Raw genomic sequence first — 26,360 nt, forward strand, 5'->3', positions numbered from 1 at the left:
TCCGCCCTGATTAATAGAAAACGGCCGCGCGAAGCAGCGCGGCCGAGGGGTTAAGGCAGTCCCTAACGGGGCAGGTTGGACATGATCATCTGAACGGCCTGACCGACGATGGTCACGCTGGCAGTGATAATGGCCCAGTTGATCAGCACCTGGGTGAAGCCCTGGGAGCTTAGCTCAGTATTGCCGGAGAACATCAGTTTGTACGGCCTGAACAGCATCTCCATGAAGCCCTTGAAGGAATCCTCTTGCATTGAAGACGCTACGTCGGGGTTGAAAGCGTTCTCGATGCCGCGACCGAAGTCCGTAGTGGCACCGGCTTCCGCCTCGGCGGCCTGAACAGTAGCAGCGGCGGGGGACACAGCCGGAACTGCGGCGAACGCGAGCGACGCAGCCAGCACGGAGGAAGCAATCTTTTTGCGCATGCCGGTGAGTCTACAGTTGATCGCCCTGTCACGGAACTTCTACGGCCGGTGTTTGAGCGGAGCCGGTTCCTTCAGCCTGAGCTTCCATTCTCATCACTTTGGGGGAGCGACCGCATTCGAGTAGGCGCTGCGCCGCAAATGGCTTAGGATGATCGGGGTTTGTACAGGAAAATGTACGGTTTCATTTATTAAGCCGTTCCGCCCCTAAACTTAAGGAGCCATCCTCAATGTGGAAGAAGATTGTTGCAGCGGTCGCAGCCACCATTGGCATTGTGTCCGCGAGCACCGCACCTGCCCAGGCGCAGGATCTGAGTTCCCTGATTGAGTCCCCGAACGTGACCAGGTGCTCCGAGGAGTTCTTGATCGCTATTCCGGGCGGCGGAAACACCGTGTCGTTCCTACCGGAGAAGCTACCGATCGGCGGCAAGGAAACTGAGGTAGCAAAGGGTGCCTACCACGGTTCCCGCGGCCGTATTCAGCCTGTGTGGATTTCGTACAAGTCCACCCCGTTCACTCTGCTGAGCTACAACGACTCCGCGCGCGACGGTTACCGGGTGGCATCGAACACCATCCGCCGGCTGGCCGCCATGTGCCCAAACGCCACGTTCAGCATCACCGGATACTCTGAGGGTGCTGACATCGGAGCGCAGCTAGTCAACTCGATTGGCCACGGCCGTGGGCCGATCCCGGCTAACCGGGTGAACTCGGCGGTGTTCGTCTCCAACCCGCACCTCGCTGACAACGGCGGCTCCTTCGCCGGGGGCGCAAGTCACGTCGACCAGGGCGCGCTCGAGCGGCTCGATGGCGGTTACGGTGAGCTCGGTCCGCGTGTTCTGGACATCTGCCGGAAGGACGATCCGATTTGTGCCTTCCCGATGGAATGGCGCGTGCACGTCGAGCCATTCCTCCGCGTCGCCATGTTCCGCGGGCAGATTCCGGTGACCGAATTCCTAGCCATCATTGCGAAGCGCTCGCCCACGACGCTTCCGCTGATTTTCAGCATGGCCAATCACGTCAAGTACGGTGGCCCGGATTTGGCCGAGGGGTCGCGCTGGATCATCTCGCGCACGGCACCCATTCGCCAGCCGTAACCTACACCCGCGCCTTCTACAGGACTTCCGAAAAAGGCCTTCGCTCAAGCGGCTGAGCACGTTCTCACCTGGGATGCCGGGGTAGCTCTAGCCCTTCGCAACATTACGGATATCGTTATATGCGGCCAGCGCGGTCTTCCGTGATTCTTTCACATCAACCATCGGTTCCGGGTATAGCGGCGTGTGGCGTTCGGGGACCCACCGATTCACGTACAGCCCGTCGGGGTCGAATTTCTCCACTTGGAGCAATGGGTTGAAAATGCGGAAGTACGGGGCGGCATCGTCGCCGCAGCCGGCCACCCACTGCCAGTTGAACGGGTTGGACGCATAATCGGCATCGACGAGGGTATCCCAGAACCATTCCTCGCCGTGTCGCCAGTGGATGCCCAGATTCTTGGTCAGCCAGCTGCCCACGACCATGCGTACTCGGTTGTGCATGGTGCCGGTGGCCCAGAGCTCGCGCATGCCGGCATCCACGAGCGGGATTCCCGTCTCACCCTTCTGCCATGCAGCAAGTTCGTCGAGATGCTGCCGCGCGTCCTCATCTGGTTCCATGTCCATATGCGCGAACGCGCTTTTCGACGCCCCCGGGTCCGCCTTCGAGCTCCACGCCCACGGAAACTCGTTGAACTGGCTACGTACATTCTTCTCCGCCATCTCCGGCAGGTAGTAAAGCCGGTGCCACGCGAAGTCGCGCCAGAGCAGCTGGCGGAGGAACGCCCAGGCATCCGCAGCTGCTGCTGGGTGGGCATCAGCGAATCGTGCTGTTTCTCGCCATAGGTATGCGGGGCTGATTTCTCCGAACCGCAGATGTGGTGAGAGCCCCGAGGTAGCTGCGCGTGAAGGCACATCGTTCAATTCTTTGTAGCTTTGCCCGGACAACAAGCTATCCAAGAAGCACGAGAATCGCTCGTGAGCGTGGGGTTCGCCCGGGGTACAGTGCTTGGTCAGCGTATCTGTGGCCCAGGAAGGCTCAGGCGCACCCATGAATGCTTCGACGTCGAGCACGTACTCTGCGTCTGCGAAGACATCATCGGGCAGGTAGATTCCCCGCAACTTCGGTACGGGGAAGACTTCCGGAGGGGATAGGTGAAGTTGTTCCTGTGCAGTCTTTGAATAGGGTGTGAACACCTTGAATGGCGTTCCGCTGCCAGTTTGTACCGTCCACGGCTCGGTAAGTAAGTATCCTGGGTGCGACTTGACGCCGATGCCATACCGCTGCAGAGCGGTCTTGATACACGCATCTGCCTCACGGAATGGCTTATGATAGCGGCGATGCCAGGTCACCCCGGCTAGGCCTAGCGACTCGCTTAAGCGCCGTGCAACGTCGATAACGATCTCCACCGGGTCTCCCGCTGCGAGGATGAGCGGCACGCCATGCTCGGTTAGCCGCTGCTGTAGCGACGCAATGCTCCGCCTTTGCCACCACGATGCAGCTGCACCGAGAGGCCGGGCGGTAGACAGTTCCTCCACGACGAACAACGCAACAACTGGTCCACGTTGGACTGCCCAAGTAAGAGCGGCATTGTCTTCTAGGCGCAGATCGTCTGTGAACCGAACCAAACTAACTGGCTCAGTGAAGGCGGTAGAGGGGTCAAGTCCCGTGTAGTGGTGTAGCCGTTCGTGCTTTCGGCTCGGTATGAAGTTCGGGGTTTGGTTAGGCGGTTAGCTGGTGCTGCTCACCATGATCGTCTCCTGTGCGGTGCATGAGGTGTTTGGTCTGTTCGAGTGCGGATAGTGACATGTAGCGTTTCTGCTGGATCCAATCGTCGTGTTGCTCTGCAAGTACCGCACCAACAAGCCGGATGATGGATTCACGATTCGGGAAGATACCCACAACATCGGTGCGCCGGCGGATCTCCCGGTTTAACCGTTCTGTGGGATTGTTCGACCACACCTTCGTCCAAACTGGTTTCGGGGCGGCGGTAAACGCCAACACCTCATCGAGTGATTCCTCTAAGTACGTTGCTACCTGGGGGAACTTCGGTTCCAACAGATCAACGACCTCATGGGCTTGCCCCCAGGTGGATGCCGCGTCAGGTTGCTGGAAGATCGTCTGGAACATCGCTGAGACCATCGGCCACTGTGTTTTCGGGACCTGCTCGTAGAGGTTCTTAGCGAAATGGGTGCGGCACCGCTGCCACGACGCATCAGGCAGCACCTCAGCAATGGCGTGCTGGATGCCTTCGTGAGCGTCACTGGTGATCAGGAAGACACCGCGAAGTCCGCGGGCTTTTAAGTCTTGGAAGAAGCCTTTCCACGATGCGTTGGATTCCGCGGTGGCGACGTGCATGCCGAGCATTTCGCGGTAGCCGTCGGCGTTGACCCCGGTGGCCAACAGCACGCAGCATTTGACCACCCGGCCGCCTTCACGCACCTTGATCGTCAGCGCATCGCACGACAGGTAGGCGTACCCACCGGGATCGAGTGGACGGTTTTTGAAATCGGCGACCATCTCGTCGAGTTCTTCCGACATCCGTGAGACTTGCGATTTCGACATGTTGGAAATGCCAAGTGTTGCCACCAGATCGTTCATTCTGCGGGTGGAGACCCCTTTGAGATAGCACGTCGCGATCACGGTCGATAAGGCCCGTTCGGCCCGTGAGCGTCGCTCGAGCAGCCAGTCTGGGAAGAAAGCGCCGTGGCGTAGCTTCGGCACTGCCACATCGATCGTGCCGACGCGGGTGTCCAGATCGCGGTGGCGGTACCCGTTGCGGTGGTTGACCCGCTCGGTGGAAGCAACACCGTACTCGGCGCCGCAGACGGTGTCGGCCTGGGCGGAGAGGATCTGGTTGATAAACCCTTGCAGCATCTGCCGCATTAGATCTGGCGACGCTTGGGCGAGCAGATCGTCCAGATAGGTTGTCGGGTCGATAGAATGCGGAGCAGCGGTCATCGTCATGTGCCTTTCGGTGAGATGTGGTAGTTGAGTCGAAAGGTTACTGACGGTGGCCGCCCCACTATTTTCAAGGGCCCACCATCAGCAAGCGTTACACCACACTAAGGGACGCAACCCGGTAGAGGTGTGATCCGAGTCCGTTAGCGGGGGCTGATTCATTCGGTCCAGTGTAGGAATCCTCTTCAGAAGGCGGGCCACGAGCGAGGCAAACCACGCCTCAATCACACGGAAAGTCCAGATCCATGGTCATTCTAAAAAAATATTGGGAAAACGATCACTTTCGTGTAGCTAAACCGTTACGAATCTGTTCTAATCATGTCAGCCCATTGTGGTGCCATCTCAATATTCACTCGCGACCAAACGCCAGTCACCGTCAGGCGAGAGGCCGCTTCTCCAAGAAGGAAACTCATGGCTTCCAAGATTCGTTCCCGCCGCACCGTCATCGCGGCTGGTGTCATGTCACTCGCGCTTGTCGCACCGCTCAGTCCAGCGCTATCGGAGAACCCGAGTTATAGCCTTCCAAGCGCCGCCGCAGCGACAGTAAATGATTTCAACCCTCGCTACACCACAGAGAATGCCTTCGGGAAAAAGAAGGTACTTGTCGAGGGTTTGCAACTTGCCCCCGGTGACACTGTGAGTCCCCGTACTGCATTGACTCCCACGATCAACCCTGACTACACCTTCGAAAACATCAATGGTCAGCTTTACGTTGTCAGGGAGAAGGAAAAGCCATTAGAGGCTGGGGAGAAGGATATTTCTATTTTCTTCCAACCCGCAGGTGGCTCTAGAGCCAATACCACCCTGAAGCTGACGGTGGTAAATAGCCAGTCGTGGGACACTGTGCTTTCGGGCTTCGAGGACCCAGGTCGTCCTTCACTGGACTTCACTGAAGGGCCAGTACGAGCGGAAACAATTAAGTTGCCAGCCGATGCGAAAATCTCAGTCACATCAGGTGGATGGACCGTGACCAACGATCAGGGAGTGGCGCGCATCACCGCACCTAGGAATTACGAGGGTAACGACGCTGACGTGGATATCCCTGTAAGGATAACCCTCCCTGCCGGAGATCAGGTTGATCGAACGATTCAGATCCGCGCGACTAAGCCAGCGCCGCAGAATCTGCCGACTTGGGCGCGACTCCTGGGAGATTTCTTGGCGAAACTGATCGGAGGAGCAACCGGTGCAGGCGGCGCTGGTGGCGGAGGGGGAAGCAGCCTTCCAGCAGGTCTTTTCGACGGCTTAATTAGAGTTACCGTCAACGCAGACAACGCAAGCATCAACGTCACCGGTAACGGTGTCATTCACCCGGGCGCGATCTCTGGAAATGGTGTCATTCAAGACGGCGCCATTAGTGGGAACGGTGTTATTCAAGAAGGTGGGGTCGTCGGTGCAGCCCCGGGCGCTATTGCCCCGAGCGCTGTCATGGGCGTCGCTCCGGGTGCACTGGGCAGCTCGAGCAAGGCCAAGAACGACTCTGGCAATGGTGGAGACAGCGCAGCGAAGAACAAGCTGAAGGACCCGAAGTGCATCGCTAGCCTCGTGGGCTTCGGTGTGCCGGCAGCTATCCTCATTCCGGTACTCCTGTCGAACATTCTCCGCATTCCGGGCTTCGAAGGCATCCAGGATGCTATGAAGGTCGCCGCCGCATCGATGGGCCCGGGCCTGAACATCTCGCCTGAGCAGCTGGCAGCCGGAGTCGGCGGATTCGCAGGTGCTGGTGCGGTTGCTGGTTTGATCGCCTCCATCACACAGTGTGTTCCGTCCAAGGAAGAAAAGGCTGCTGCTAGTGCGTCGGCCGCCGCAACGTCTACGCCTACCTCCGCAGCTCCCGCTCGTGAGCCTAAGCCGGCGCCGGCGGCATAGGCTGACTAATTACTGCAAGGCTCGGAACCCCATTACGGGGCGTTGAAGAGCTGAAACCGCTGCCCGGCGATATGAGGGCACAAGGCAAATAACCCAGGATTCGTCCTGGGTTATTTGCATTTTCGGGACTGTACAGGTGCACAAAAAATGCGCGAAAACCAATCATGGGGAATTCCGATCGACTAAATTCATAGAAAATTTTCCGAAAGACCTGGGAGGTACATGTGGAAGACATCATTAACAGTCTCAATGATGCAATTTGGTCGAATTGGCTCGTGTACTTATGCCTAGGTGCGGGCGTGTACTTCACGCTGGTGACGCTCTTTCTCCAAGTGCGCTGCTTCCCGGACATGATCCGGCAGCTTAAAGCAGGGGAGGACTCCGAGGCTGGGATTTCGTCCTTCCAGTCGCTGATGATCTCCCTGGCCGGCCGAGTTGGTGTAGGCAATATCGCCGGTGTGGCGACCGCCATCGCCTTCGGCGGGCCGGGTGCGGTGTTCTGGATGTGGATCGTTGCGTTCCTGGGCTCGGCTACGTCCTACGTAGAGTGCTGCCTGGCTCAGATCTATAAGGAGAAGGACCAGGATACGGGTGAGTATCGCGGTGGTCCGGCCTACTACATCGAGAAGGCTTACAGCCACACGAAGGCTCGTCCGTTTGCCCTGGTGTACGCTGTTGTGTTTGCTGTTTCGATGATCCTAGCCACGTCGTATTTCTTGCCTGGCGTGCAAGCGAATGGAGTCGCCATGGCGGTGGAGAACGCCTGGACGATTCCCACGTGGGTGACGGCCGCGGTCATGGTCGCCTTGCTGGGCGTGATCGTCATTGGTGGAGTGAAGCGCATCGCTTGGTTCGCTTCAATGGTCGTCCCGTTCATGGCGGTCATCTACATTCTTGTGGCCCTCCTGATTCTCCTTGTCAACGCACCCCAGATCCCCGAAGTTTTCGGATTGATCTTCCGTTCGGCATTCGACAAAGAGGCCGCGTTCTCTGGTCTCCTCGGCACCGCGATTATGTGGGGTGTGAAGCGAGGCATCTACTCCAATGAAGCAGGGCAGGGAACCGGCCCGCAGTCCGCGGCCGCGGCGGAAGTCTCCCACCCGGCAAAGCAAGGTTTCGTGCAGGCATTCGCGGTGTACGTGGATACTCTGCTGGTCTGCTCCGCGACGGCGTTCATCATCATCTCCACCGATATGTTCCGTGTGTACGAGAACGGAAGTGAAGACGGGCCGGTGCGCTACACCGGCGCTATTGATGACACTGTCGCTGTTGGCCCCGGTTTCGTGCAGTCCGCGCTGGACCTGTACACCCCCGGACTCGGAGCCAGCTTTGTCGCCCTCGCGGTTCTGTTCTTCGCATTCACCACGATCGTGGCGTACTACTACATGGCTGAAGTCAACTTCACCTATTTGAATAGATGGATCAAAAACGAGAAGATCCGCGCAGTCGTGATCTGGTTCCTCCGCATCTTGATTCTGGTGTCCGTGTGGGTAGGTGCAACCACGACGCCAGGTACCGCATGGGCGCTCGGTGACATTGGTGTGGGCACCACCGCCTGGCTGAATATCCTTGCCATCCTGGTGCTCCAAGTGCCTGCACTCAAGTGTTTGTGGGATTACCGCAGCCAGAAGAAGGCTGGCCGTGACCCGCAGTTCGATCCGGAAGCATTGGGGATCCGTAACGCCGACTTCTGGGTTGAGCGTAAAGCTGCGATGATTGAACGAGGCACGTGGGAGGCCCCGACGCTAATCGACGGCACCGGTAGCTCCGTTCATCGATCACGTTAAAAGTCCATAACAACAAAGCGCCGGCCCTTCTTTCCGAGGGGCCGGCGCTCATTTTTTCGTCGATAAGCGAGCTCTGTCTAGAGTGTTTGCTGCACACGCGTGGCCACATACCGCGATCCTGCGTAGGACGGGTGGAAGGCCATGTTGTAGTCCGGTGTCGTGGTGTCGATGATGCCGGCGACCCAACGGTGCTGGTCGGGCGCGCACGTGTGGTTGTTGCGGGACTCGTGCTTGATATCGATGAAGGTCGCGCCGATCACGCCAGCCGCGTGACGCTGGGCATCGCGGGCAGCGAGCTCCATGGCCTGAAGGTGGCCAAGCGGAATTCCTCCCGGCATGTTCGGGATGACGTTGACGCCGCAAAGTCGCTGCAGGCCCACCGGTTCTGTGATGGACAGCATTCCCGGCATGATGATGCGCGCGTTGGGGGCGACGCGACGGATCTTGTTCGCGGCGGTTCGCAGGTTATTCACGTACATGTTGTGGATGATGCGGAAGTCGGTTGGGCGCCCCTGAAGTGCGTTCAGGGGAGCGAAGTCGTTGATTCCCGTGGAAATCAGCACTGTCGACGTTCCACGGTGAAGGTCGCCGGACCGGATCGACCAGTCGATGCGGCCGAGCAGTGTTTCGGAGTTGCCGCCGGAGCAGGACCAGTCCGTGACGGGCCGTCCCGTCTGCTTGGCCAGGATCCGGGGCCAGTTGTTGGGGGCCTGGAGGCAACCGCCCTTGGTGGGGTAATCCCATGCGTGCTGGCGGACCGAGTCGATCGAGCTCGATCTGGTGAAGTTCCTGATCTGGTCCGGGTTGGCCACAAATGAATCGCCGAATGCGACGATGTTGCCGTTCGGGGCTGCGGCCGCTTGGGGTGTGGCAACCACCGACGGAATGAGTAGGGCGGCGAGCGCGGCAAAGGCGGCGATAGCGCGACGGAGCGTCATGGTGCGTTCTTCTTTTCTTCTCGTGCTTCGGGTCGTCTTTTTTAGTTGATGTCTGTGTCACTCAGTTTCGTTACAGCCGTGGGGCTGATGTGAAAAGAGTGACACATGTTGCTTCGGTGAATGAAGTTTAGCGTAAATGGGGCTTGCTGGCGTCCGCCGGACACCGTAGAGGACGCTGAGCGTGGCGCAAAACAGCACGGGCGGGTCTCTGTTGCGTTTCGCGGGTCAGGGCACGGTATCCCGTGCGGGGTGGAAGGAGGGGGCGCGGTCTGCCCGCTAGTCCGTCACTGAGACCTAGAATGTGAGTAGTAACCACCGCGAAGATGGAGGTAAAACTGTGGTCAACCAGAACATCGAGAAACTGATCGCCACTCTCGAAGAGACCCGAGCCGAGCGCGAGGAACTGTACAAGTGGTTCCACCGCCACGCGGAGCTGTCCATGCAGGAGCACGAGACAGCTGCGCGCATCGAGGAAGAGCTCAAGCGCATGGGGCTCGAGGTCCAGACATTCGCGGAGACAGGAAAGGTCGCGGTCATCGAGAACGGTGAGGGGCCGACCGTCCTGTTCCGCTCTGACCACGACGCATTGCCCATCGCGGAAGAAACGGGCGCTGACTACGCCATGCCGACTGAGGAAGGGCTGATGCATGCGTGCGGCCACGACATGCACACGACGGCGCAGCTCGGTGCCGTCAATGCGCTTGTGCGCAATAAAGACGCATGGTCGGGCACCTTCATCGCGCTCTTCCAACCGGGCGAGGAAGCCGGCGGCGGTGCGCGCCGCATGGTCGAGGACGGTCTTGTGGATCGCCTGCCCAAACCCGATTACGTCTTCGGTCAGCACGTCCTTGCCGAGGATCCGCCGCTCGGCTTCTTCTTCACTCCTGGCCGCATGACCACTGCGGCGTCGAACTGGAAGGTCCGCATTCACGGCAAGTCCGGCCACGGGTCGCTTCCGCACCGCGCGATCGACCCGGTGCCCACTGCCGGTTCGATTGTCACCCGCCTGCAGGCCGCTGTCGCGCGCGAGGTGGACCCACTGGAGATCGGGATTATCTCGGTGGGCTCGATCCACGGAGGAACGTCGTCGAACTCTATCTGCGATCTCGTGGAGTTGGGCATCAACACCCGCGCCTCCACCGACGAGATCTCCGAGCAGATCCAGGACATCATGAAGCGCGTCATTACCGCCGAGTGCGAGGCCGGCAACTGCCCGGAGCCGCCGGAGTTCGAGTACCTCGATTCCGTCCCGGTCATCTACAATGACCCGGAGCTGACCGAACGTGTCCAGCAGACGTTCACCGACTACTTCGGCGAGGAGCTCGTCGGTTCCGGTGCAGGCCTGTCCGGATCCGAGGACTTCCCGGTCATCCCGAATGCCTGGGACGTGCCCTACGTGTTCATCGGCTGGTCCGGGTTCGAGGACGGCCACGACGGCCCGCCGAACCACTTCAAGGGCTTCCTGCCGCAGCTCCAACCCACGTTGGACCGCGGCTCCATGGCCGTCATCCTCGCCGCAGCCACAGTCATGTCCGAATAGCACGTACGCTTATCGACGAAACGGCCCCGAGTTTCCCTCGGAGCCGTTTGCTGTGTGAGCTTATCCGGGCGTCTACTTTTTCGTGTTCTTCGCCCAGAGCTTCCTGGTGTTCTTCACCGACAGCGTGAACCCGAGCATGAAGATGACGGTGACGAACGGGACGAGGACAAAGCCCCAGCCGTAGGTGCCCAGTTTGTCCGGGAACGCACCCCACAACGGTGTGCCCACCGCCAAGCCGATGGGGTAGGCCATTCCCAGCACACCCCAGATCTTGGCGAAATCTCGTTGACCGAAAGCGGCTTGAGCTACCAGCGGGGGCGAGACCGTGCCGTTGGATGTGCCCAATGACATGATGACGATGAGCAGCAGGTATGGAATGAAATACGTCACCCATGCCGAGATGAACACCGCAATACCGGCTACCCCGAGAGTGAGCCACATGGCCGGTAGCAACCCCATCTTGTCGATGAGCCAGCCAATCAGCGGCTTGAACACGATCAGGCACAACGTCGCTGTGATGACCACCGCGGAGATCTTTCCGGGGGAGACGTCGATCCCCCACGGGGTGTCCGACAGGTACGCCACGAAATGCTGCGTCATCGCGTACGTCATGCCGAAGAGGACGTAGGACACGATGAGCACGTAGAACCAGGGGAGTTTAAAGGCTTCCTTCTGGCTGAGGCCCGGCTCCACACCGGAGGCGTCGGCAGCCTCGTCGGTGCTCACAGCCAGCTCACCGTACCCGGGGATGTTGTGGTCGAGCGGGGAGTTACGGACGAGGAACAGTGCCGGCAGAATCGTGAACGCGGCCAGGAAGGCGGCGAGGAAGAAAGCGGAGACGCGCCAACCAGCAACGTCAAGCAAATAGGGCAGGCCGATGCCGAGAATCATGCCTCCGACACCCGACCCGGCCAGCACGACCCCCATGATCGTGCCCTTGTTCTTGAAAAACCACCTGTTGACCACCACGATCGGCACATACTGAGCAGACAACCCCACCCCGGCGCCGATCACTATCCCGGCCAGGTAGAACATCCACAGAGACGACGAAAGCCCGAAAATGACCAGACCCACCGCGGCGATGATTCCCCCGATGATGAGCAGCCCCTGTGCTTTCACCTTCTCCACGAGCTGTCCCGCCACCGGCATGGCCAGCGCCGACGAGACACCCAGAAGTGTGTAGTACACCAAGAACGACGAGCTGGTGAATTCAGGGAATGCCCCCAGAATCACCGGGGTGAAGAAGCTCATCGCGGTGAAGGATACCGCCATCGCGATATTCACCAGCAGCGCGCCGACGGCCACCCGCAAGTAGATACCCGACATTTTTTCGCTGGCGGCGATCTCCCCGCTCGTGAATGCGTCTCTTTCCGGGGCCGCGTCCCCGTTGGTGCTCATAGCAGTAGACATCGCGTCTCCCTTCTCTCTATGCATGAGATTACCGCCGCAGCAGACCAAGGCCGGCACATTCGCGTGTACCATGGCCGACCCAACGCGCTGGAGCAACAGGCCTCCAGTAAACGTGAACAACGAAACAGAACTAGAGGTGGTTCAGATCATGATGTCCCGCACCCGTATGTCCGTCCTCATTGCCGCTACAGCAGCTCTGGGGCTGACGGCGGCGGCTTGCTCGTCGGAAAGCGGCGATAGCGCTGGTAGCGAGTCCACAGAGGGCACGTTGGCGACGGAATCCGTGGTCCACGAGACGACGGCCGCCGACGCGCACGAGGACCACGGCGAGCATGGCGGTCACGATGAGCACGGCGGCCACGACCACCCTGCCGACGGCGGCCCAGCACCGGAGGGCATGGTCGAGGCGGCGAACCCGACCTACCCGGTCGGCACTGAGGTGATCCTCGAGGCAGACCACATGCCGGGTATGAAGGGCGCGAAGGCGACGGTCGTCGGTGCCTTCGACGACACGTACACGTACGCCATCTCCTACGATCCGACCGACGGCGGCGAGCGCGTGACCAACCACAAGTGGGTCGTCCAGCAGGAACTTGAGGACGCCGGCACGGACCGGCTTGCCGACGGCACCGAGAAGGTGGTCACCGCCGAGCACATGAACGGCATGAAGGGCGCTCATGCCACCATCGACAGCTCTACCGATGAGACGGTGTACATGGTCGATGTCGAGGCCGACGGCATGACCATGAAAAACCACAAGTGGGTCGTCGAGAGCGAGATGAAGCCGGCCAGCTAGCTCCATGAGACTTACTGCCGTGCGCGGATCATCCGCGAGCGCGTCGATGCCATCGTCAACGCTGCCAATTCCTCCCTCCTCGGTGGAGGAGGGGTCGACGGCGCGATCCACCATGCGGGCCCTGCGCGCCACACTTCAGCGCTGGCCTAGGCCAAGGTTCCTTAATCGGACTGCGTGGCTGCCGCGGGGGTCACAATAGAACGGGCTATAGCTTGACTCGTGGGCTCAAACCTCGAAAGGCCCTGCGAAGCCTCCGCGCACTTGCCGGGTCGACCGCTCCCGCGCCTCTTCAACTCTTCAACGTCGTAGCCTGCTTCCGCCTCGGCTACCCATTCTTCGAGTTGGGATTCATCGAACTTAACCGGCATGCCAATATCGTAATACAGCTTGGCGCGAAGAGTCGGCAGTGTCTAAGTGCGGCGCGATTTGGTATCCGAGCGGGGGTTTCGGAAAACTCATTGACCACTGCTGATGTTGCCCGATTCCAACCCTAGTTCCACGGACCCGACGATCTAGTTCCAAACTTCGAAGGTGACCTTGGTCTATAGCCTTCTCACGGGTATACGAAGGGGCGAGAATGGAAGACCCCATTCACGCCGAAATCAGTCAGCATGAATGGGGTCTTCTAGCCAGCCGACTCCGTCAGGAGCCGACTTCTTCGGCTAAACCCGCTGGCGGATGGTTCCGCCGGGGTTCTCGTCGCCCCAACGCCTCGTTACGAAGCGACCCGTCGTTGCAGAGCGGGTTACGGTGCGATTGTTGCTGGTTCCCTTCCCGACTCGTTCGGTAGTGGTCTTGTTAGGCCACCGGCCCCTAGCCGCGTTGGAAACGAACTTGCCGGTCTTTGCAGACCGATTAACACTGCGTCGAGCCATTCTCGACAACCTCCTATGGAGTCTGACGAGAGTGAGCGCGTTTCGTGGGTGAATCGCTGTCAACTCAGTTAGACTCGGTGTATCACGTCCAAGTGGTGACCGAGACTAATCTCTCGTCGGAACGGGGTCGAGCGCCAACTCGGCCCCGTCACTCAGTCTTAGGGGGTAAGCGTACGAATTTCCCCTTTTTGCTGGTAGTGGCACGTTTTTGAGCGAGTTTTCTTGCCATTTCTGCGGTCTGCTCATTCGACACTTTCGACCGCATTTGGCGTACCTCTTGAGTGCCAAATGACGAGCGCCCCAATGCTTCCTTGTAACGGTTCGTCATGCCACGCCTCCTTCGTTCCTGTGCTTTCTGGCTTTCCCTCGCACCCTTTCCAACGTTTTGTTCACATTGCGAGGGAGCATTCCGAGTCTGCCCGCAATGTCCTTCGCAGAAAGTCCCTCAGCATGCAGACGCACGACCTCCCACTCTCTCTCCGAAAGCAACCTGGCAACGAGGCGCAGTTCGTCGTCGCGTTCAAACTGCGTCTCCAAAGGCATTTCGCGGGAAGGCAGGTTGAGCAATTCATCATCTTCAACCTCTTGTATGTAGGGTGCAGTCCTCTTGAGTTCTGTGGCGCGTTGTTCCAGCACCTTGCACGCCTCAATCAAGCACCTGCCGACGAAGAAGGTCTTCAAACTTGCTCCGCCAGTCGGTGACCACTTTCCTCCAACAAGCGCGTCTTCCCGAAACCCGAGGACGGATTCCACGACGATGTCTTGGGCAATTTCTTCCGCCTCATCTGGGGTGAGGAGGTCTAAACGGACATCCTCGTCCTTGGGGACGAATTTCAGTTTCTCACGGCATTTGGAAAGCAGTTCTTTCGTCAGAATCCACTTCTTAATACATGCGAACCCGTACCCCATGAGCTCGATTTCAAAATCGTCGTAGTCCCTGCCCTGGAAGCCTTGTTCCCGCAGAACTTCATAGAGCTCGCGGTCACCCGCAAGGCGATCTGATTCCCCGCTCGGCTTTGTGGACTCCGTCCACGCGACGGTGGTCTTACGCTTACGCCGCCCTTCGTTGCGAAACCTGTCTAAGTCGCTCACGAGCCTCCCTCATGTTCTAGGAGGAGAGTTTAGCTTCTGGGTATCACCTCTGGCTAGGCAGTTTCGAGACGCGGCCGAGCACCCCCTGGGTCAACCTGGTCGCGTGCGGGGCATCAATTCTCGGGTAGAGCGCTCGTCCTTGGGCGGGGCAGGATCACCAATCTGACATCTAGTTGTCAGCCGGCACAAACCACCGTCGCGTCTGGCACACCACGGCCGGCAGGCCTTCTTTTCGGCAGTTCTCCGCGATCTTCCGGGCGAGCGGGAGCTTGTTCGTGCGGCCGAGAAACACGGTTCCACACTCTGTCCACACCTCGTAGGTCTGCTTCCCGAAGCGAGGGTCAATGAGCTCACGCGGCACGTCCTCGTAAACGCCGGTGTCGGCAACAAGGGTGTCTTTCTCCAGGTGCGTTTCAGCAACGAGCCGAGAGCGCTCCCACATCGACAAGTTCCGCGGGTCTGCGTCGGCCTCAAGAGTTACGAGTCCGGTGGCGCGGTCGCAGTTCTTCACGAGCGCGGTCAAGAACTTTTTCGCTTCGGCCACGTCGAACTCGACGTGCTCGCCGTCGGGACCGAGCAGGCGCACGGTCTCGGCGTTGCGGCCGAGGAACACGTTCATGTGGGACAGTTCGTCGCGGTCGAGGAACAGGTCGAGATGGAGAAGCACTGACTCGGGGCGCCTGCGTTTCGGAACCGGTACGGAAAGGAACTCGATGTCTGATTCGTCAAAGTGGTGGTGGCTCATACGCCAGAAGCCTGCCTAGAGCCCAGGGTGGCAAACAACCACAGGGGTACGAGGTTCGATAGAGGCTAGGACGCCTCTTTGAGCAGAGGGTCGTTGTCGGTTTCGATCCTGTCCCACCGCGCGAGGTACACAGCAGCTTTCTCACCGCGGGCCAACCTCTCACCGGTCTCGCCGAGTGCTGCGGCCGCCGACCAGTGGATGGACAGGAGGTTGAAGTTCTCGTCTCGGACTTCGATCCGAGACCCCGTAGCGGGGTACGGAGCGGTTCCGCCTGGTGTCAGTGCGTAAAAGCTGTCGGGTGCGGCTTCGTTGGACCAAGAGTTGTCGTGGTGTGAGGTCATGCTTTGAGCATGTCGTCGAGAACCACTTCGGCGCTAGAACGGGGGTGTCGAGCACCAGCCAAGTTAGGGCGCGGTAAAGGAAGGCTAACTGGAAATTCGCTCACGCAGAATCTCTCGAAAATGGTCGCCCGACAAGACTTCGATGTCGTGTTTCTTCGCGAGATAGCGAACGCCCCCGTCGTCTGTAACGATCACCCATTTATCCTTAAGCAAGCAATCCCTTTGCTGCTCGCGGGCATGAAGTACCACTGCGGTTAAGACTGGATCGGCAGCACCCTTGTTCTTCCAGAGATTGACTACTCGCTTGTCCTTGATGTCGATTGTTGTCATCACCTCCATCAATATCCTGAGTAGCTCCACTGTGGTCGGGTACCTCAGTTTTCGAAGGTCTTCGATGTCGGGGAAACCGGAGGCTTCATCGAGAACGGCATCTGGGAGCAAGCAACTGGTCGTGAAGAATTGACTTGCGCGTTCGTGAACGTCGATCTTGTTGAGCACGTTTGTGTCAATGATGTATCGGGTTTGCAGGTACATCACTCTACAGCTCTCCGGAGGTCTAGAAGCTGACGTTTGACCAACTTGTTGTGGGTCACAACCAGACGAAATTCACTCTCTGACAATTTTCCGGCATCTAAGGCATCGAACATGCGCCGCACGAACTCGTGGTTAGCAAACTTCGCAATCGCGTTCTCGGGCTTATGGCGGCCCCGGTTTTCAGATTTAGGGGCGCTTTGAAACTCTCGACGCAGTTGGTCGAGGAAATCTGTTGCACGATTCCACGGCATGAGTCGTGACCTTGCACATCGGACCACCAAAGCACTCGGGGTCACCTGAAAATGCTTAGCGGCCTCCCTCACTCCCTCTAGAGTTTCGAGGTTCCTTGGGTTCAAGCGGTCACGAGGCATCAGAAAAGCGGCAGCGATGTCGTATGCCAATACTCCTTCCGATTCGATTTCGAAACTTTCGGGGTTGCCGTCATTCCATTCCACAACTGAAAATTGCTTTTGAGCAATGAGCACAGTGAGTAGAGCTAAGGTAAAGATTTTCCGCCGAGGAACTTCTTGGTGGTCGTCGTGTCTTCCCCTGGTTAAGTAAATGTAGGGGTAGCACTTGTCTCGAATAGTCACCCCACTGCACCCAATGTCGCGTGTGCTTTGAGGCATGAACTGATCCTCAACGCCTTGAGAAACTAAGACGTTTTGCGCTGCTAATCGGCTGATGAAGTAGTCGAGTGCCGTTCCTGCATCTTTGCACTGCTGGAATTGGGGATAGGAGAAATCTAACTTGCTCGCGAGCAGTTGAGCCTGCTCTTCTGCACTCAGAGCCCTCTGCTTTTGGAGCAGTCCTAGAATCTTGTTGTCGGGCGCTTTGCCTCCATATTCGCGCAATTTCGCCTGTTTGCGCATCAGGTCCATGACAATCAGGTCAACTTCGCTCACGTCGACGGACCCTCTCGTCCCAACACTGATGGAGTCTCGGCGGGGAACGCCTTTTCTGAGCTCTTGAGCTTTATGGCGAACTTGCTCATTAACGAGGTCCTCGGGTGCGAAAAAGAGACACCAGGGAATCTCGGCTTTGTGCGCGAGTTTTTGCAGTTCGGACAGCGAGATTCTTCCCTTGTCGATCGCGTCCCTGTAGGGGGCAGAATACTTCTTGAAAGACTGCTCGAAGAGATGGAGAAAGACGGACTTCGGAATGTCAACGCCCTCTCTGTCTACGGTGACAGTAATACATTCGCTGGCGGCCGAGATTTGACCCAATCGTGCCTCCTTAGACCACGGTTTTCAGCCCAGCTCAATCATAGTTTGAGCTGAAACCAACGAGAGAGGCACAGATGGCCACCTCTACCTAATGTGCCACTACCATGCCCGTGCGGAGTCGGGCAAGAGGTTTTTGCATGGTTTCGTCTGTCCGTTCGTTACTCTTGACTGAGAACGAGGAAGGACACCCCATGTCACGACTTACTGACCTGCTTGCGCAGGCAAAAGGCTTCGACCCGAAGTTCGCGGCCGAGCTGGAGAAGGAGATTCGTCACTCCCAGAATCAGCGTTCCTTCGGCCTCGTCTTTGAGCGTCACCTGCCTGACGCTGTCGAGCTTCCGACCCGGCCGGTGCGCCGGGGCGATACGGTTCACATTCTCCCTCCCCGCGGCACGGCAGCACCCACCGACCCGACGCTGTGGACAGTGGCGAAGATTGACCGCACGGCCGAGGGAGGGGCCACCGCGGTGGTTGTCGAAACGAAACCCGCTGAGGGTGTCGAGCCGGAGGTTCGAGACGGAGTTGCAGTAGACGATCTTGTCGTGGTCGCCCAGCACGATGACACGATCTACCCCGGGCTTGTCCAGACCGGTGAGGTCGTGAACTCTGATGACCCCCAGGCGCCGTTTCACACAGTCATTAACGCCGAGAACCTCCACGCTTTGAACTTGCTGACGTACACCCACCGTCACAAGGTGGACTGCATATACATCGACCCGCCGTACAACACGAGGGACAAGGACTGGAAGTACAACAACGACTACGTTGACGGCGACGACCAGTACAAGCACTCCAAGTGGCTGTCGATGATGGAGAAGCGTCTGGAGCTCGCAAAGGAGCTGCTCAACCCCGAGGATTCGGTGCTCATTGTCACCATTGACGAGAAGGAGTATCTGCGGTTGGGGATGCTGCTGGAGCAGACGTTCCCGGAGGCGACGATTCAGATGGTGAGCAGTCTAATCAACCGAAAAGGAGTGGCCCGCGGGAAATCGTTCAGGCGCGTGGACGAGTACGTTTACTTTTGCTGGATGGGGAGTGCTGGTGCGGCATCAGTTGACCTCGAAAAGCTCTGGCCGAAAGATTGCGACTGCGCGAAGAAGAAGCGGACGTCTAGGAAAAACACGAGGAAAGGACCCGACTGGACGTCCATGATGAGGCGAGGCTCTAACTCGCTTCGAAGTGATCGCGAGAACCTTTTTTATCCAATTTACGTGGACCCCCAGCGGCAGGAAGTCGTGACCTATGGGCCTCCAATTCCAGATGGCGAACATGAAGCGCCCCAGATGGAAGGATTGGTCGCCGTACTTCCTCTGCGGACGAACGGAGAAGAGGGGAACTGGCAGTGTGAGGGTCCTGAAATGATGAGACGCAAGGGCCAGGGCAGGATCAGGGTTGGAAGCCCTACTTCATACGGCTTTGTGATTAACTACCTCCCAAAGGGAGCTTACGCCGCGGTTTTGAGCGACGCTTTTGAGATTGAAGGTTTTGCCCCCGATGGCTCTCTCGTCGCTTATCGGGCAGACGGTTCGAACAATCAATCCATTCCTCCAACTCAATGGTCTGCTCGTTCTCACAATTCCTCTGAATACGGAACCGGATTGGTCAAAGACGTTCTGGGGGGTAAGCGGTTTACTTACCCGAAGTCACTCTATGCAGTGGAAGATACTTTGCGTTTTTACCTTCAAGAAAAACCCAACGCAACGGTCCTCGACTTCTTCTCCGGTTCGGGAACCACGGCACACGCCGTCATGCGACTGAACAAACAGGACGGCGGCAAGCGCCGCTCCATCTCGGTGACCAACAACGAGGTGAGTTTCGAAGAGGCCAAGAAACTCACCAAGGAGGGTTTTCGCCCCGGCGACCCCGAATGGGAACGCCTCGGAATCTGCGACTACGTGACCAAGCCGCGCATCGAGGCGGCCATCACCGGCAAGACCCCGGCCGGCGATCCGATCAAAGGCGACTACAAGTTCACCGACGAGTTCCCTATGTCAGACGGCTTCGAAGCCAACGCCAGGTTCTTTACACTCACGTACGAGCCGCCGACACGGGTGCGTCACGGCTTGGCATTCAAGCAGATCGCTCCGCTGCTGTGGATGCGTGCTGGACAGTTTGGGCGAGTCATCGAGTCCATTCCTGACCGCGGTTGGGACGTGGCCGAAAGCCACGGTGTCATCAAGAACATTGCCGCAACCGACGCGTTTGCCGAAGCGGTCCGCGAGGCGGGAACCGTCACGACTATCTACGTCGTGGCCGACGACGACCTGATGTTCCAATCTGCGGTTGCAAAACTGTCCGACTTCGACGTGGAGTTCGTGCAGCTCTATTCGACATACTTGACCAACTTCGCGTTCACCCAGTCTGGAGGAGCGATCTAGCCATGAAGTACACGCTTAAGCCCTACCAAGAGACTGCCTCGCGCGAGATTCTCGAACATCTTGATGAAGCCAACCAGGTTCGCTCGATTGGGCAGCAGGCCGCGTTCGCGCTTTCCGCACCCACGGGTGCCGGCAAGACCGTCATCGCCACCGACGTGTTCGAGCGACTTCTGCTACCGTCCGACGACCGGGTGCCAGACGAGAAGGCAGTCATCATCTGGTTCTCGGACAACCCCGACCTGAACCGTCAATCCCGCCACCGCATTGAGGGCGCGTCCAGCCACCTGGCGTCTCGCACGGTCGAAATTGATTCCTCGTTCATCCGGCCTGAGCTGGAACAGGGCAAAATCTACTTCCTCAACACTCAGAAGCTCTCGAAGGGCAGTCTGCTTACGGGCGGGCGGAGGAAGTCGAACAACTTCGAGCTCTTCGAGGCCGCTCCCGACACTGGTCAGGTGACGATCTGGGACACGCTGCGGAACACTCTTGAGTCGCCAGACCACAACGTGTATTTCGTCGTGGACGAGGCCCACCGCGGCTCTGGTAAGCAGTCTGACCGCGAGACGATCCTCCACCGTCTAATCGCCGGCCACACCCCGGACGGCGCTACCGCCCCGGTGCCGCCGATGCCGGTGGTCATGGGTATCTCGGCGACACCGGGCAAGTTCAAGACGATGATGCACAACATGCCAGGGGCCCGTCTTGTCCTTGATGATGTTGAGGTGCCCGTGGACGAGGTGCAGGAGTCTGGTCTGCTCAAAGACATTGTTGAGCTCCAAATTCCAGGCGAAGAAGGTGAAGCGTTCGAGAACGTCTTCGTCACCCAGGCCGCAGGATTGCTCGCAGAGTCTACCCGCCGCTGGGCGGCGTACCACGCTGAGCAGGGCGGGGACGGCAAGCGGGTTGTGCCTCTCATGGTTGTGCAGATGCGGGATTTGGCGACCCCGGAGGACATGTACCGCGTGATCCAGTCACTGCGTGAGGGCTGGCCGGAGCTGCCGTATGACTGCTTCGCCCACGTCTTCGGCGAACACACGCCTATCCAGGCCGGCGACGTGCTCGTACCGTATGTCGAGCCTCAGTCAGTTGAAGATCGCGAGTGGATTCGCGTTCTGTTCGCCAAGACGGCTATCTCCACTGGCTGGGACTGTCCGCGTGCAGAGGTGATGGTCTCCTACAGGCCGGCCAACGACAAGGACTTCATCACTCAGGTCATTGGCCGCATGGTGCGGTCTCCGCTCGCGCGTCGTATCCCCGGAGACGATTTGCTCAACTCAGTTCTGTGTTTGCTGCCGCGCTTCAACCGCACCGCTGCCGAAGAGGTCGTGCAGGGCATCAATGCCCCGGACGACGACGGCACGATCAAGCCACCCATCGACCCTGTGGTGGAGCCCGAGCTGCTTACACCTGTGGACAACGACGATCTGTGGGAATTGTTTACGCAGTTGCCCCGGGAAATCGCGCCGAAACGCTCCGACAAGCCTATTTCCCGTTTGCTCAACGTGGGTGTGGAGCTGGAGAGCGACGGGTTGCTCGACAGTGGGCAGGTCAAGGCAGAGCGCGAGCTGATCGCTGCCGTCAACGGTTTGCTCGTGCGCTACGCCGACGAGGTTGACAAGGCCAAGGAAGACATCTTGAAGGTGGAGACCACCCGCCTTGTCTACCGTTACTCCGACCGCGAATTGGACGATGAGAACGTTCTGGAACTCGTGGCCGATGACAGGGTCATTTCTGCGGCGTTCGAGCGAGCAACACCGGTCTACACCCGGGCTCTCGCGAACCTGTGGGTCAACGACTACCTCGTGGCCGGCATCGAGCGTGGTGAAGAGGACGAGAACCTCATCATCGAGGCGCACCTGACGCTCGCCGCACTCGGGAAAGTCGAAGGTGCCCGCGACGCATTGTGGCGCGAGGCTGATCTGACCGCGAAGAAATGGCTCGACGCCACCCGCGCTGAGATTGCCGCGCTGCCGGACAGCCGTGAAACGACGTACACCACTCTTCGCGAGATGGCAGAGGACCCCAGCTTCGTCTACCTCACGAAGCCGAAGAACCGACTGATGTCCCCGGGTGCCTGGAACGCGCAGACGAAGGAAATTGACCCGTTCCCGCGCTACGAAGGCCACGCTTTGGCCGCCGAGGACGGAACTGCTCCGGCCAAACTCAACGAGTGGGAGCGGAAGGTAGTAAGCACCGAAATGGGACGCTCGGGTGCCCAGGCCTGGTACCGCAACCCGTCTCGACCAAGCCCAGACGCAGTGACCGCGGTCTACTACGACGAGGCCACCGGCCGCTGGCGTTCTGTGCAGCCAGACTTCATCTTCTTCCTCCGCGACCGGGAAGGCGCCATGCGGGCGTCCATCGTTGACCCGCACGGGGCGTACCTTGGAGACGCGCTCGGGAAGTTACGCGGGCTGGCACGCTACGCGGAGCAGTACGGAGACCGTTTCGTTCGCATCGAGTCGGTCTCCGGTGCGGACGCCGAGTCGCTTCGAGTTCTCGACTTGAAGTCCGAGGCGGTTCGCGCAGCGGTGGCCGAGGCGGTAAGCGCGGAGGCCGTGTACGAGAAACACGGGTACGACTACAAGTAACGGTCGTTTCGTGGACCTCAAGGCTTACCTGGCCAGTGAATGACTAGTCGATTGGCGCGACCCGAACGCGATTGCCGTCAGGGTCGGCAACGACGAATGTAGTGCCGAATACGTCCTCGTGCGGCTCTTCGATGACGCGAACACCCTTCGCAACCCAGGCGTCGTAAGTCTCCTGCACCTGCTCTGCCGTGACGTTCAGACAAACTTCCGAAGTACGTACTGGTTCGCCCGCCAGAGCTGATGACTCTCCAGTCCACAGGGCCAGAGCAACGCCTTCCGCTAGTCCGAAAGTGACGTAACGCGGTGTTTCAAAAGTTGTTTCGACTTCGAGCAAATCCCTGTAGAAGTCAACCGATTTCTGGATGTCGCTGACGTAGACGATGAAAACCAATTCGCGGTTCATTTTCTTCCTCCAAACTCAAGATTGTTCTGTCCACGTTACCTGGGACATCGGTGGACCCATAGGAATCTGGGTTTCGGGAATCAATACAAGCCACCAGCACCACAATCCGTACTGAGGAAGTCGGACTGAGCAGCACAAGTGCATTCATGGCTACACAAAACTTATCTACGGCGTACCGGATTATTCCGTTTTACCGTTTCGAGACGACTTGTCGTCTCATTACGGCGTGATGAATTACCCCCACTATTTTCTGCTGGTGTTTGTTCTCTCCCACGACACGGTGGAGATATGCAAAACGAACTACGTATTTCCGCGGGTGGCCTTTACCCCCGGCCACAGACGCACACCGAGTCCGACTTCGAGCCTGGCCACGGTCTCCAACGTCGGCCACGAATTGCCGTTGAGGATGTCCGAGATTGTCGAGGCGGCGACGCCAGACTTCTCCGCGACCCCTTTGACGCTTCTATAGCGGTTCCGCTCGCGCCGCAGATTGATGACCATGGCCTGGATCATCTGGTGTTCGGGCACCGTCACGTCGAGACTGTCAGGCCAGCCCGGATACATCTTTGCCGGACTGCCGGGCTTCGGTCGTACCATGCCCCCACCGTAGCGGCAGGGACAAGAAGTCTGCTGCTAGGGGTAGTCGTAGCCGCCTTTAGAGCGCAGGTGCGGCTTGCGGGCGAGTTGGTGCGGCCAGAGCGACGTTTCGAGCACCGCCTCGGCCGCCGCGACGGTATGCACGGCCGGCCACCGCTCGCCGGAAAGCCAACGACGGAGCACGGTCTCTCCAATGCCGGCTCGCTCCGCGAAGTCCTTCTGGGACGCAGCCCAGCCGCGCTCGATATACCGCTCGATCTCGCGCACGAGTGCCTGTCGCATGCCGAGCGCCTTTGCGTAGACGGGCGGAAGCCCCTCTGGGTCGACGTCAGGCCAATGGGGGTAGGCCTCGCGCGGCGGCGGGAAAGTGGACATGGGTTTCACCGTACCGGGGTTCGGAGCGGTCTCCGCAGCGTAGGTCGTTTCGGGGGTACGACACTTGCTCGTGAAGGGGGCTTGTCGTGGGGCTAACTGTGCAAGAGCGTGAGTACGTCGAGCGGCGAGTAGCTGGGTACAAGCCGAAGTTCGTCAGCGACACCACTTGGGCAACGGTCGCGCCAGTAGTGAGAGAAATTGCTCTGGAGGCTTTCGAAGCCGGCGGCGCCGAGCACTTCCACCTTCGGCAAAACCGCCACAGCGAGGTCTCAAAATACATGCGTGCGCTGACCCACGTCGCCGCGTACTGCCACCGCGTCGGCCGGCCAGTGACCCGCGAGACGGTACTCGACGTGGACATCTGCCGCATGGCGTTGGACGACCTAGCCGAGTCGCACCGGGACACCACCGTGCTTCGCTCGTACCTCAACAAGATCACCATGACGCTCACCGTCAAGTCGATAAGCCTTCAACCGCGCGAGCCTAAAGAGCAGGCGAAGCCGTACACGAAACATGACTTTGACGCGCTCCGCCATTGGGTGCAATCCCAGACCACGCCACTCACACGAAAGCAGGCTTTCACTGTGCTGGCGCTTGGACTCGGAGCGGGTATCTGCGACGGCATGGAAACTGTCCGCGCGAGTGACGTGACCGTCCGTGACGGGGTGACCTGGGTAAATGTCAAGCGACTTCGCAGCGCAGGCTACGCCCCGGAAGTGCCCGTCGCTTCGGTCTTCGGGCCGAGGCTCGCTGCGGTGGCCGAGGCGAAAGACCCAGGCGAACCCTTGCTGCCGTATAGCGACGTCAATGACCTGGTCAAGAAGGAGCTGAACCGAGGACGGAAATTCAGAATCTCGCTGCGCCGACTCCGTGCAACGTGGGCGGTACAGGTAATCCGCGCGGTCCCGCGAGAAGTTGCGGTTGCCGCTATTGGAACGACGCACTTGTACGAGTTTGAACGTCTCGCGAGGGTGAACCCCGAGCGCCCAGACACTGTGGAAGACCACGTCGAGGTGCTTACTGATCCGTACACGGACTGGCCTGGTCTGACAGCGAGCGCTGGCGGTGTCGGACATTGGGCAGGTATCGGCTCAAGAGCCGGCACCGAGGTGACGGAGCAAGGCGTAGGCCAGGGAGCCTACCCCCAGACGGGTGAACCAAATAGTACGCATAGTGCATCTCTGCGCGTCGTTGAAGGAGGCTTGAAATGAGTGAAACGTGCAGTACAAAGCGTGACCCGATGCCAGCTTGCTGCGATGGCCGAAATCACTTTGGCCGGCGCATGAGCCGGTCGTGGACCTTGACGACCTTTAGGTGTCGACCCAGGCTGGTGCTATCTCACCCCACCACAGAGATAGCCCACGCACCCGCCACCTACGGCGTGGGCGGACAAGGACAATTCGACATGCCCACCACACATGAGGTCATTGCCGGTTACACCCCGACGGTCCTGCCGAGGGCTCGCTGGGACGCGGTCCGAGATTTCGTTACGGAGTCCGTTTCGACTGCCGTGACGGAGGAATGGAGCGCGGACAAGACCCGCGCCGCACTTCGCACCGTTGCTCGTCTCGCTGATTACGTTTCGATGACCGGACGGGAAGTGTCAGTTGAAACGGTGTTTACCGAGGCCACGGTTAATGCCTACGTTGACCAGTCCGGCTACTCAACCCACGTCCAAGGCACTACTCGCTCGTTGCTTCGCGTTGTCGGCCAGGCCGCTCACCGCCACTACGACACGCCCAGGGAAAGGCCGCAGTACGGCACCGACAAGAAGAGCGCCCCGTACACACAGGACGAGATGACTCGCCTACGGCATTGGGCGGACGGTGAATCGACACAGGAGCGTCGCCGTCAGGCAAACCTACTGTTGGCGCTCACTCTCGGAGCGGGTCTTCGCTCCGGAGAGGTCGCAACGCTTACCGCCGCGGATGTCGAAACGGACGAGGCCGGGACGGTGGTGTACCCGTCGGGCTACCGCGGGGCAAGCAAGCGTTTTGTACCCGTCGACCATGATTGGGCCGAGGTGATTCGAGAGGCCGTCGAGCGTTCGGTGAGCGAAGAGAGCTGGCTGTTCCGTCCGGAGCGGACGACCTCGTCAGCGGGCACTGTCGCCTTGTTCCTCAAAAGGTCACACCGCCCATCGCTGGCAGTGGACATGTCTCGCGCGCGCACAACCTGGATTGTCACCCAAGTCCGTCGAGGCGTACCCGAGTCTGCGGTGATTGAGGCTGCGGGCTTGAGCGACTTGCAGCACTACCGGCGCTTCCTTGTCAGTGACGAGCAAACCACCGCGCGAGAAGCAAGGGCTCTACTGCATGGAGGTCCGAAGCGAGAGGCGGGACGGGCTTCCCTCACCGTGATTCGAGGCGGAGCGTAAACGCCCCAGAACTAACCAAACACCAACCGTAAATCCCCTGGTGAGTACCCGGGGCGAGTCCTTTATTGCCAAAAACACCC

The 26,360-nt window shown here is 59.2% G+C and carries 23 protein-coding genes and 2 pseudogenes; 10 read left to right on the plus strand and 15 right to left on the minus strand.

Annotation, left to right across the window (positions count from 1 at the left end):
* Positions 1-62: 62 nt before the first annotated feature.
* Positions 63-422, minus strand: a complete 360-nt coding sequence (locus CZ338_RS02630; RefSeq protein WP_087116720.1) for a hypothetical protein — start codon at positions 420-422, stop codon at positions 63-65.
* 227 nt (positions 423-649) lie between these two features.
* Between CZ338_RS02630 and CZ338_RS02635 the strand changes: the two genes are divergently transcribed.
* A complete protein-coding gene (locus CZ338_RS02635) occupies positions 650-1,513 on the plus strand; it encodes a cutinase family protein (protein ID WP_087116721.1) in 864 nt (287 codons plus the stop codon).
* A gap of 87 nt (positions 1,514-1,600) precedes the next feature.
* Here the strand turns inward: CZ338_RS02635 and CZ338_RS11320 are convergent, their stop codons facing one another.
* From CZ338_RS11320 to CZ338_RS02645, 3 genes and pseudogenes are all read right to left on the minus strand, one after another.
* A complete protein-coding gene (locus tag CZ338_RS11320) occupies positions 1,601-2,362 on the minus strand; it encodes an FAD-binding domain-containing protein (protein ID WP_328588351.1) in 762 nt (253 codons plus the stop codon).
* 237 nt (positions 2,363-2,599) lie between these two features.
* Positions 2,600-3,076 (minus strand): annotated as a pseudogene (locus tag CZ338_RS11325) (deoxyribodipyrimidine photo-lyase); the annotation flags it as partial.
* 94 nt (positions 3,077-3,170) lie between these two features.
* On the minus strand, positions 3,171-4,409 hold the full coding sequence (locus CZ338_RS02645; protein WP_204211789.1) for an IS256 family transposase: 1,239 nt from the start codon (positions 4,407-4,409) through the stop codon (positions 3,171-3,173).
* 411 nt (positions 4,410-4,820) lie between these two features.
* Here CZ338_RS02645 and CZ338_RS10785 point away from each other — a divergent pair, with 411 nt between their 5' ends.
* Complete coding sequence (locus CZ338_RS10785) at positions 4,821-6,275, plus strand: hypothetical protein (RefSeq protein ID WP_143341238.1); 1,455 nt, start codon at positions 4,821-4,823, stop codon at positions 6,273-6,275.
* A gap of 224 nt (positions 6,276-6,499) precedes the next feature.
* A complete protein-coding gene (locus CZ338_RS02655) occupies positions 6,500-8,062 on the plus strand; it encodes an alanine/glycine:cation symporter family protein (protein ID WP_087116724.1) in 1,563 nt (520 codons plus the stop codon).
* Positions 8,063-8,139: 77 nt separating this feature from the next.
* Here the strand turns inward: CZ338_RS02655 and CZ338_RS02660 are convergent, their stop codons facing one another.
* Entirely contained in the window at positions 8,140-9,000 is an 861-nt protein-coding gene (locus tag CZ338_RS02660) for a GDSL-type esterase/lipase family protein (protein WP_087116725.1), read from the minus strand.
* Positions 9,001-9,337: 337 nt separating this feature from the next.
* Between CZ338_RS02660 and CZ338_RS02665 the strand changes: the two genes are divergently transcribed.
* On the plus strand, positions 9,338-10,540 hold the full coding sequence (locus tag CZ338_RS02665) for an amidohydrolase (protein ID WP_204211819.1): 1,203 nt from the start codon (positions 9,338-9,340) through the stop codon (positions 10,538-10,540).
* A 72-nt stretch (positions 10,541-10,612) separates the two neighbouring features.
* Here CZ338_RS02665 and CZ338_RS02670 read toward each other — a convergent pair whose 3' ends face one another.
* Complete coding sequence (locus CZ338_RS02670; RefSeq protein WP_162287292.1) at positions 10,613-11,950, minus strand: MFS transporter; 1,338 nt, start codon at positions 11,948-11,950, stop codon at positions 10,613-10,615.
* A 151-nt stretch (positions 11,951-12,101) separates the two neighbouring features.
* Between CZ338_RS02670 and CZ338_RS02675 the strand changes: the two genes are divergently transcribed.
* Both CZ338_RS02675 and CZ338_RS02680 read left to right on the plus strand, forming a co-directional pair.
* Positions 12,102-12,746, plus strand: a complete 645-nt coding sequence (locus tag CZ338_RS02675; protein ID WP_087116811.1) for a YdhK family protein — start codon at positions 12,102-12,104, stop codon at positions 12,744-12,746.
* Positions 12,747-12,773: 27 nt separating this feature from the next.
* A pseudogene (locus CZ338_RS02680) lies at positions 12,774-12,866 on the plus strand (macro domain-containing protein); the annotation flags it as partial.
* Positions 12,867-13,769: 903 nt separating this feature from the next.
* Here the strand turns inward: CZ338_RS02680 and CZ338_RS10790 are convergent.
* The 6 genes from CZ338_RS10790 to CZ338_RS02715 form a co-directional block, all read right to left on the minus strand.
* Positions 13,770-13,949 (minus strand): hypothetical protein, encoded by a 180-nt coding sequence (locus tag CZ338_RS10790; protein ID WP_143341239.1) that lies wholly within the window; start codon positions 13,947-13,949, stop codon positions 13,770-13,772.
* On the minus strand, positions 13,946-14,713 hold the full coding sequence (locus CZ338_RS02695; RefSeq protein ID WP_087116729.1) for a LuxR C-terminal-related transcriptional regulator: 768 nt from the start codon (positions 14,711-14,713) through the stop codon (positions 13,946-13,948). Before CZ338_RS02695 ends, CZ338_RS10790 begins: the two co-directional genes overlap by 4 nt.
* Positions 14,714-14,882: 169 nt before the next feature.
* On the minus strand, positions 14,883-15,458 hold the full coding sequence (locus CZ338_RS02700) for a hypothetical protein (RefSeq protein WP_087116730.1): 576 nt from the start codon (positions 15,456-15,458) through the stop codon (positions 14,883-14,885).
* 65 nt (positions 15,459-15,523) lie between these two features.
* Entirely contained in the window at positions 15,524-15,799 is a 276-nt protein-coding gene (locus CZ338_RS02705; RefSeq protein ID WP_087116731.1) for a hypothetical protein, read from the minus strand.
* Between the two features lie 84 nt (positions 15,800-15,883).
* On the minus strand, positions 15,884-16,297 hold the full coding sequence (locus CZ338_RS02710; RefSeq protein WP_143341240.1) for a hypothetical protein: 414 nt from the start codon (positions 16,295-16,297) through the stop codon (positions 15,884-15,886).
* 35 nt (positions 16,298-16,332) lie between these two features.
* Complete coding sequence (locus tag CZ338_RS02715) at positions 16,333-17,559, minus strand: ImmA/IrrE family metallo-endopeptidase (RefSeq protein WP_087116733.1); 1,227 nt, start codon at positions 17,557-17,559, stop codon at positions 16,333-16,335.
* A 191-nt stretch (positions 17,560-17,750) separates the two neighbouring features.
* On the opposite strand from CZ338_RS02715, the gene CZ338_RS02720 reads away from it, so the two are divergent.
* Together CZ338_RS02720 and CZ338_RS02725 are read left to right on the plus strand one after the other, a co-directional pair.
* On the plus strand, positions 17,751-19,937 hold the full coding sequence (locus tag CZ338_RS02720; protein ID WP_087116734.1) for a site-specific DNA-methyltransferase: 2,187 nt from the start codon (positions 17,751-17,753) through the stop codon (positions 19,935-19,937).
* A gap of 2 nt (positions 19,938-19,939) precedes the next feature.
* Positions 19,940-22,528 carry a DEAD/DEAH box helicase gene (locus tag CZ338_RS02725; RefSeq protein ID WP_087116735.1) on the plus strand — a complete coding sequence of 863 codons (2,589 nt, stop codon included), beginning with the start codon at positions 19,940-19,942 and terminating at the stop codon, positions 22,526-22,528.
* Positions 22,529-22,571: 43 nt separating this feature from the next.
* On the opposite strand, the gene CZ338_RS02730 is transcribed toward CZ338_RS02725, so the two are convergent.
* From CZ338_RS02730 to CZ338_RS02740, 3 genes are all read right to left on the minus strand, one after another.
* Positions 22,572-22,931, minus strand: a complete 360-nt coding sequence (locus CZ338_RS02730; RefSeq protein ID WP_087116736.1) for a VOC family protein — start codon at positions 22,929-22,931, stop codon at positions 22,572-22,574.
* 300 nt (positions 22,932-23,231) lie between these two features.
* Complete coding sequence (locus tag CZ338_RS02735) at positions 23,232-23,528, minus strand: helix-turn-helix domain-containing protein (protein ID WP_087116737.1); 297 nt, start codon at positions 23,526-23,528, stop codon at positions 23,232-23,234.
* A gap of 36 nt (positions 23,529-23,564) precedes the next feature.
* Positions 23,565-23,810: a helix-turn-helix domain-containing protein gene (locus tag CZ338_RS02740; RefSeq protein ID WP_235839403.1), complete on the minus strand. Its 246-nt coding sequence runs from the start codon at positions 23,808-23,810 to the stop codon at positions 23,565-23,567.
* Between the two features lie 179 nt (positions 23,811-23,989).
* Between CZ338_RS02740 and CZ338_RS02745 the strand changes: the two genes are divergently transcribed.
* Positions 23,990-25,114, plus strand: a complete 1,125-nt coding sequence (locus CZ338_RS02745; RefSeq protein ID WP_087116739.1) for a hypothetical protein — start codon at positions 23,990-23,992, stop codon at positions 25,112-25,114.
* A gap of 194 nt (positions 25,115-25,308) precedes the next feature.
* Positions 25,309-26,280: a tyrosine-type recombinase/integrase gene (locus CZ338_RS02750; protein WP_087116740.1), complete on the plus strand. Its 972-nt coding sequence runs from the start codon at positions 25,309-25,311 to the stop codon at positions 26,278-26,280.
* Positions 26,281-26,360: the final 80 nt, after the last annotated feature.

Origin of the sequence: Corynebacterium urinipleomorphum, from assembly GCF_900155535.1 — a bacterium.
Classification (GTDB): domain Bacteria; phylum Actinomycetota; class Actinomycetes; order Mycobacteriales; family Mycobacteriaceae; genus Corynebacterium; species Corynebacterium urinipleomorphum.